5 protein-coding genes are annotated in these 4,545 nt (G+C 61.4%); all 5 read right to left on the bottom strand.

Annotation, left to right across the window (positions count from 1 at the left end; all coding sequences use genetic code 11):
- On the bottom strand, positions 1 to 489 hold a 489-nt coding region (bioD, locus tag C9413_RS28180), incomplete at its 3' end, for a dethiobiotin synthase (RefSeq protein WP_170251219.1).
- Positions 486 to 1,634: an 8-amino-7-oxononanoate synthase gene (locus C9413_RS28175; RefSeq protein ID WP_170251218.1), complete on the bottom strand. Its 1,149-nt coding sequence runs from the start codon at positions 1,632 to 1,634 to the stop codon at positions 486 to 488. The genes bioD and C9413_RS28175, both read right to left, overlap by 4 nt.
- Entirely contained in the window at positions 1,631 to 2,605 is a 975-nt protein-coding gene (gene bioB, locus C9413_RS28170; protein WP_052451931.1) for a biotin synthase BioB, read from the bottom strand. The genes C9413_RS28175 and bioB overlap by 4 nt, the downstream gene beginning before the upstream one ends.
- Positions 2,606 to 2,786: 181 nt before the next feature.
- Positions 2,787 to 3,455 carry a GntR family transcriptional regulator gene (locus C9413_RS28165; protein ID WP_040115710.1) on the bottom strand — a complete coding sequence of 223 codons (669 nt, stop codon included), beginning with the start codon at positions 3,453 to 3,455 and terminating at the stop codon, positions 2,787 to 2,789.
- 60 nt (positions 3,456 to 3,515) lie between these two features.
- Positions 3,516 to 4,545: ABC transporter ATP-binding protein (locus tag C9413_RS28160; RefSeq protein ID WP_170251217.1), on the bottom strand; the 1,030-nt coding region annotated here is incomplete at its 5' end.

The raw sequence follows: 4,545 nt of genomic DNA, 5'->3' as shown, positions 1-4,545 counted from the left end.
CCCGGCACCGAGGAAGGCACCCCCGAGGGCCGGCAGCGCCCGGTGCTTCAGCCCCTCTAGCGACAGCGGCGTATGATTGATCGTTCCAAGCGTTGTCCTCGCGCACAAAATGACAGGGATCTGCCAACGGGCAAAAACATCGGCGAACAACAGCCGGTCCGTAAGCGGCACCAAAAGGCCGCCGGCCCCTTCCACGACCAGAGGGTGGTCGGTTTCAGGAAGGCTCAGTCGCTCGGGCGCGACCGATACACAATCGAGGCTGGCAGAGAGATGCGGAGATGCTGGTGTCTTCAGTCTGTAAGCCTCCGGGATGATCCGTGCCGGAGAAATGCCGCCCAGCCGTGCGACAGCCTGGCTGTCAGTCTCTTCCTCAAGACCCGCCTGCACCGGCTTCCAGTAATAGCCATCCAGTGCCTGCGTCAGGGCGGCGGCGAACCACGTCTTGCCAATCCCGGTGTCCGTTCCGGTGACGACGCAAGCCTCCGTCATGACCGCTCCTGATCCGCCAGGACGGCTGCAAGCTGCTCGAACATGCTGGAAATCATGCTGGAATTCACGTTAAGCGTGATTGCGATTCTCAGCCGCGCTGTCCCCTCCGGCACGGTCGGCGGACGGATTGCCCTGATGTCGAAGCCTTGGTCGCGCATATGCGCGGCAATTGCGACGGCGCGCGCATTGTCGCCGATCATCACCGGCAGGATCTGGGAACCGCTGCCTTTGGCACCGGTCGCAGCCGCAAGTGCGGAGTTTGCAAAAGCCCGCAGCTTGTCGAGCTCCGCGCGCCGCTGCGGCTCGTCCCCGAGAACGCGCAACGCTTCGCCAACCGCAGCCGCCATCAACGGCGAAGGCGCCGTCGAATAGATGAAACCGCGGGCGCGGTTGACGAGGTAGTCGCAAATGACAGCGCTTGCAGAAAGCAGCGCTCCGGCAACGCCGAGCGCCTTGCCGCAGGTGTGAAGGACGATGAGGTTGTCTTGCACTTCCAGACCTGCCGAAAAACCGCGTCCCCCCGGCCCGAAGACACCGGTTGCATGCGCTTCGTCCACGACCAGGAAGGCGTCATGCGCATTCGCAATGCTTGCAAGTTGAGCAAGCGGTGCGCGATCGCCGTCCATGGAATAGAGGCTCTCGACGGCAATCCAGGCTCTGCCAGTGCCGCCTGACCGGCGCCATCTTTTGATCGCCTCATCGAAGGCGCCAACATCGTTGTGGGCGACCGACATCGCGCGTGCCTTGCTCGCCGCGATCCCCTCATGCGCGCTTGCGTGGATCAGGGCATCGTGGATGATGATGTCCTCGCGCTGCGGAAGGGTCGAAAAGACAGCGAAGTTGGCCGCGTAGCCGCTGCCGAAATAGACGACCCTTTCGGTTCCGAAATATGTGGCTGCCTGCTCCTCAAGCGCTCCGTGCTCGGGATGATTGCCCCGCAGCAGCCTCGACCCCCCTGCCCCGACCGCAACGCCGCGCCCGATCGCTTCGGCAATCGCGTTCTTAAGGCGCTCCGATTGAGCAAGCCCCAGATAGTCGTTCGACGTGAAATCGATGCCGCTCTGGCCGATCAGCGCCCGGGCGCGGCCCTTCCGTTCAAGGCCGGCCAGTGTCCGCTCGTAGCGGGCAAGGCCCGCAAACCTCATGGGGCCGTCTCCCCGCCGTCCAGTTCCATCGGCTTCAGACCGAGGCGGCGAAACAGTGCGCTGTCGTCGTCCTCCCCTGGATTGTCGGCTGTCAAAAGGGTATCGCCGACGAAGATGGAATTGGCACCAGCGAAGAAACAGAGGGCTTGCATCTCATCGCTCATATCGGAGCGTCCCGCCGAAAGCCGCAGGTGCGAGGCCGGCATCAAGATGCGGGCCAGAGCGATCGTTCGCACGAACTCGATCGGATCGACGGGTTCGGCGTCGGCAAGCTTCGAACCCGGGATAGGGATCAGCATGTTGATCGGCACGCTTTCGGGAGGCACGGCCAGATTGGCAAGCGTCACCAGCATCGCGATGCGGTCGGCGGCCGTCTCACCCATCCCGAGGATGCCGCCCGCACAGACCTTGATGCCGGCGTCACGAACATTCGACAGTGTCTGCAAACGGTCGGCAAATGTCCGCGTGGTTATGATCTCGCCGTAGAAGCGTTCGGAGGTGTCGATATTGTGGTTGTAATAGTCAAGCCCCGCTTGCGCGAGCGCAGCGCTCTGTGCCGGCGTCAGCATGCCGAGCGTCATGCAGGTTTCCATGCCCAGGGCCTTGACGCCCTTCACCATGGCAGCGATCGCATCCATGTCGCGATCCTTCGGGCTGCGCCATGCAGCGCCCATGCAATAGCGGGTCGCGCCGCCCTCCTTTGCCTTGCGCGCTTCAGCAAGGACACGTTCGACCTCCATCAGCTTCGAGGCCTTGAGCCCGGTCGAATAATGGGCCGACTGGCTGCAATAGCCGCAGTCCTCCGCGCAGCCGCCGGTCTTGATGGACAGCAGACGGCTCATCTGGACAGCGTTCGGATCGAAGTTTTCGCGATGAACACCGTGAGCACGAAAAAGAAGATCGTTGAACGGCAAATTATAGATAATTTCTGCTGCATCCGCCCGATACCGAGGGATGGGAGGCTCCGCAATCTCGTATGCACCCTTCAGATCAGCCGTTTCAGCCTGCATCGAACGAGGTCCTCCCTTATGGATGCGTTTGCGATATAGATATCTTCCAGCTTTATCTATAATAATGCAGCGCAACATAAGGCAAGAGCGGAGGTGGATTTTCCGCTTAGCGACAGATTGCAGCGATGGGAAAACCGCCTGCTCAGCCGACGATCGCGAAACGCTCGGCGTCAGGGGCCGCGCCGCTTCTTGCCGGCCGCCGGCCGATCCATTGGACATGCCGCTCCAGGACGGTGGCCGCGTGTTCGGTTTCTCCTTCGCGAAGAAAACCGAGGATCGCTCGATGATCGCGGTCCTTGGGTGTCTGCCAGCCCGAGTTCCACGTTGCGAAAAGAAACCGCGCGCTCGCGGCGTGCAGATCATCAATTGCCGCCAAGAGCCGCGGCATCGCGCAAGGCGAAAGCACCAGCCGGTGAAAGCGCCTGTTTGCCGCTTCCCAGCCGCGAACATCAACGGCCTGGTCGCCTTCAAGGGTGGCGCATTCGGCCTGGTCGAGGATGGACGGCGTCAGGTGGGGAGCCGCATGGCGAAGCGCCAGGACTTCGAGCGCGGCGCGCATGCGCGCTACTTCCTGCACTTCTGCAAGATCGAATGACGCAACGCGGACGCCTCGCCTCGGCTCGCTGATCGCAAGCCCCTGCGCCTCCAGCCGCCGAAGTGCCTCACGCACCGGTACATGGCTGGAGCCGAATTCCTCGGCGATATGATCCTGCTTGAGTTTGGAGCCGGGTGCGAGCTGTCCTGTCACGATCCGGTCAGCAAGGACGCGGCTTATCCGCACGGCAATTGTCTCGTCACTGTGATGGGTCATTTTTTATAGATAATTCGCTTCGCCACGACTGTCGAGACGGCAACCGCCTCATGGCCGCGGTCAAGAATTGCTGGCAAGCTGGGCATCGTAAAGGCGCCTGTAATGGCCGCGCCGCTTTAGCAACTCGGCATGCGAACCCTCTTCCACAACACGTGAGCCGTCCACGACAACGATCCGGTCCGCGTCGCGTATTGTTGCCAGCCGGTGCGCGATAATCAGCGTCGTCCTGCCTTCGGCAAGCTTGGCCAGCGATCGTTGTATCTGACGTTCGGTCTCTGTATCGAGCGCCGACGTCGCCTCGTCGAGAATGAGGATCGGCGGGGTCTTCAAGAACATGCGGGCAATTGCCAGGCGTTGTTTCTGGCCGCCCGACAATTTGACGCCGCGTTCGCCGATCATCGTATCCAGCCCGTCTGGCAGCGACGCAATCATGTCGTCAAGCTTGGCGCGCATAGCGGCCTCGACAATATCGGCTTCGCCGGCGTCCAGCCTTCCATAGGCGATGTTTTCGCGAATCGTTCCTGCGAACAGAAAGACATCCTGCTGCACGACACCGATCTGACGTCTGAGCGAGGCGAGTTTCATATGGCGGATGTCGATGCCGTCCACCGAGATGGCCCCGTCGCCGACTTCATAAAAGCGTGGCAGCAGCGAGCATATCGTCGTCTTTCCTGCGCCAGAGGGGCCGACGAATGCAACCGTCTCGCCTGCCCTGATCGTCAGATTGACATGCTTAAGCGCCGCCTTGCCGCTGCTATAGGCGAAAGACACGTCGCGATAGGCGATTTCGCCCCTCAAATGATCGACTTCGATCGCGTCGGGCGCATCCTCGATATCGGGTTCTGTGTCGATCAGTTCGGTAAACCGCCGGAAACCGGCAATGCCTTTCGGGTAGGTTTCGATAACCGAGTTGATCTTCTCGACGGGTCGGAAGAAGACGCCGACGAGAAGCAGGAAACCAATGAAGCCACCGGCCGTCAGCTCGCCCGCCAGAACGAAATAGCTGCCGGCGATCATCACGATCATCTGCGTCAGCCGCATGCTCATGTAACTCAGCGATGTGCTGGCAGCCATGATGAGGTAGGCTTCG

Source organism: Rhizobium sp. SEMIA 4085 (assembly GCF_013004495.1).
Classification (GTDB): Bacteria; Pseudomonadota; Alphaproteobacteria; order Rhizobiales; family Rhizobiaceae; genus Rhizobium; species Rhizobium gallicum.
The sequence above is the reverse complement of the archived record's forward strand: the minus strand, read 5'-3'. Positions and strand labels throughout refer to the sequence as shown.

What these genes read in the sequence shown, in the direction of transcription:
- C9413_RS28175 (WP_170251218.1), bottom strand. Translation starts at nt 1,634, where the DNA reads ATGAGGTTTGCGGGCCTTGCCCGCTACGAGCGGACACTGGCCGGCCTT.
- C9413_RS28165 (WP_040115710.1), bottom strand. Translation starts at nt 3,455, where the DNA reads ATGACCCATCACAGTGACGAGACAATTGCCGTGCGGATAAGCCGCGTC.